The organism is Dapis brunnea BLCC-M229 (assembly GCF_050015995.1).
GTDB lineage: Bacteria > Cyanobacteriota > Cyanobacteriia > Cyanobacteriales > Microcoleaceae > Trichodesmium.
Genome location: NZ_JBNHEP010000088.1, coordinates 23602 through 26714, shown reverse-complemented (window position 1 = coordinate 26714; position 3113 = coordinate 23602). Strand labels below are relative to the sequence as shown.

Annotated in this window: 2 protein-coding genes; one reads left to right on the top strand and one right to left on the bottom strand. The window is 38.3% G+C overall.

The features are described from left to right. Nucleotides 1-129: 129 nt before the first annotated feature. Nucleotides 130-1866, bottom strand: a complete 1737-nt coding sequence (locus ACP6PM_RS10140; RefSeq protein ID WP_426584227.1) for an iron uptake porin — start codon at nucleotides 1864-1866, stop codon at nucleotides 130-132. Between the two features lie 410 nt (nucleotides 1867-2276). Here ACP6PM_RS10140 and ACP6PM_RS10135 point away from each other — a divergent pair, with 410 nt between their 5' ends. Next, nucleotides 2277-2888: a tetratricopeptide repeat protein gene (locus ACP6PM_RS10135; protein WP_426584225.1), complete on the top strand. Its 612-nt coding sequence runs from the start codon at nucleotides 2277-2279 to the stop codon at nucleotides 2886-2888. Nucleotides 2889-3113: the final 225 nt, after the last annotated feature.

The following is a 3113-nucleotide window of genomic DNA, read 5'->3' as shown; positions in this document are numbered from 1 at the left end:
GGGCTGAAGCCTACTACGAGAATGATTTTTTTTGTTTGTAGTTGCGCTTCAGCGCCCCCAAATATATTTATAAATAATCGGGCTGAAGCCCTACTACAAGCATTTTTATTTCTGCCATGGTTTTTTCATCTAAAAACGGAAAGTTGTCCGCAAAACTCCAATAACAATTGTTTCATTATCTTCATTATGTTCTGGATTTGTTACTACAAAAAATCCAGGGGTAATTGTAATATTATCGCTTAATTTATATCTGTAAAAAGTTTCAATATGATAGGAGGTATCCTCATCTTCTTGAATGCCATTATCTCCATCTACTAATTTTAAAGGTTTGCCAAATAAAACTGCAAATAAATCTCCTTGCCGACCGAAAGGATCAGACATCCCGACAGAAAATAAATAAGTATTAGAAGTAGCATGAGCATCAGAATTAATATAATTTGTAAATACCCACCCTCCCCAAGCACCTAGAGTTATTTTTTCCCAGACTCGCCATTGCACTGTACCACCTACTGCATTAATATTAGCAGGAATACCTAAGCCTCCAGAAGTATCAGCATTTAAGCTACCTGTAAACGTATCAAGAAAACCATCTTCTGAATAAGCATTAATATAAGTAACTCCAGTTAAAACATTATTAAACGGCACAGTTAAAAATTGAACTCCCGTAGCACTGTGACCTGCATCAGTAATACCACCTTGTCCTGTTAGACCGTTACCGGGGTTTTCGCTATCCCGCGTACCATAGGCAACTTGTAAACGTACTTTGTCGGTAATTAACCAGTCAAAACCTAAACCAGAGTCTAGTCTACCTATTTTAAACAGGGGACTGGAGTCGGTAAACCGAGAAATTGAACCACGACCCGCGTCAAAATAGGGAGAGTTAGCTGTAAGGACACTATTTAAACTAAAGTTGACAGGTCGGAACGTGAAAACTACGCGATCGCCAAAAGCTGGAAAACGATATTCTAACTTAAATATTTGAAAATCATCGTCTGTGTCTGTTTGGTAAGATAGGATAGCCATATCTGTGTTGAATGACTGCTCGCCTGCAAAACCGCGACTACTGAAGTTTGCCGAACCTAACTCTAGACGTAGGCGGTCTTTTCCTGTAAAAGTTGTGGCTGTCTGAAGTCGGACTAGATAATTAAAAATTGTGTTTTCGTAACCCCCTCCACGTCCCCCAAAAGCATTTTCTACATCTTCTCCACCGAAACCATTGGTTAAACCAAATATTACTTCTCCACCAAATATAGTTGTTGTACCATTAAATCTATTTACTTCTAGTTCCGCAGTCCGAGCTTCCAGGACATCCATTCGTCCACGGAGTGCTGCTAACTCTGGGGCAAACTCTTCGACTAGACGTTGAACTTTGGCCATATCTTCGCGAGTGGCTAAGTCTGCTGTAGATATTTCAATTAGTTCTGTCATTCTATCCAAGCAAGCGTTTAACCCCGCTGCAAATTCATGGCGGTTCATGGCACGGTTGCCTCTGTAAGTACCATCTGGATATCCTGCTATACAACCGTAACGTTCTACTAATGATTGTAATGCTTGAAATGCCCAGTCAGTCGGTTGGATATCTGATAGTTGGGATACGGAGTTTACTTGGTCTAGTACTGAGAGGTCGTCGTATTCATCTGATGCTTGTGCTAGTTCCTGGGTTTTTTTTTGAACTTTTGTAAAGACCGATCTGGGGTGAGTCAGTCCTTGTGATGTTGGCGGTGATAGTAGATGGGGAAGGGATTTATTTTGTGGCTCAAATTCTGTAGAGTTTATCTGTGTTAATCCGGTTACAGATTTTGCCCATGTTACAGGAATTGAGAAGATAAATACTGAGGTTAAAAATAACAATAGTTTACCGTTCATCTGATTAGGTCCTTACATTACTTAACTTGTCTATCTCTTGCTTATATAAAAGGGGTCAATATATAATAAGCTAAGATTGTAGTATAAGCAATTTCTAGTAGTTAGTTATACAGACAAAGTTCGGGAAATTTGTGTATTTCCCAAAATACTATTAAGGAGAGCTAATAGCAAAGACAAGTTGCTTCATATTAATTAGACGAGGATTAGAAATTACTACTAGCGTGTCTAGGCTAAAATTGTGGGTAATGTTCCTGCTTACTTAAGACCTCTCCCCCTACCCCTCTCCTGCAAGGAGAGGGGAGAAATACTTCCCCTTCCCTTGTAGGGAAGGGGGTTAGGGCGTTAGGTTTTTTAACCCACATTTTCAAACTAGACGCCCTACTAGTTAGTGTTAATTCATCTATTGAAATATGAAGCTATCCGGAATTTTTGAGACAGATTTTTTGGTAGATTTACGGAGGTATTTATCTATGGGTTATTGGATTAAATGTCTTGGGATTATTACTACTGCTTTAGTTTTGAGTTTTCCTACTATTGAGGGGTTCAGTCAAGGAGGAAAATTGGGAAATTATCCTGCATTGGCACAAAATGTTTCTTATAATCGAGCTAACAGTCAATCTGAAATAGATAGGTTGTTGAAAGAGGGGGCAGCATATTATCAAGACTGGAAATTTGAAAAAGCATTGGAAAAGTTTCAGCAGGTCTTAAAAATGCGGCGAGGAGGTGACTTAGAAGCAGAAGCTCGCGCTCTTTTCTATGTGGGTGTAACTTATCAGAAATTAGGTGAAGGAGAGAAAGTTTTGGATTCCTATTGGGAAGTTATGGGAATAGCTGAGGAAGCAAGTAGTCAAAAAGAGTATGAAAAGATTACTCAATACTTATGTAGGAGTAGTGGAGGACAAACATTCTTAACGGAACAAGAGAAAATTAATCCTATTAAATATTGTGAGGGAATAAAAACAATTGAAGAAGACTCTGGTAGTGTAACACTTTTATTTGATGAAGATGACAATAAAGAATAATCATATTTCAGAAAAAATAGCTTTAATTGTAGGTTGGGTTGAGGAAACTTTCGCGCAGTTTTTCCGCATAATTAATCCAACTTATGCGAAAACTTTGTTAGGTTTCACTATGGTTCTATCCAATCTACATTTTTAGATGTTTTATTTGACTCGAAGTATATTGCCGATCGCTAGAATTAATCCAACTTATACCAAGACTTTGTTGGGTTTCACTATGGTTCTACC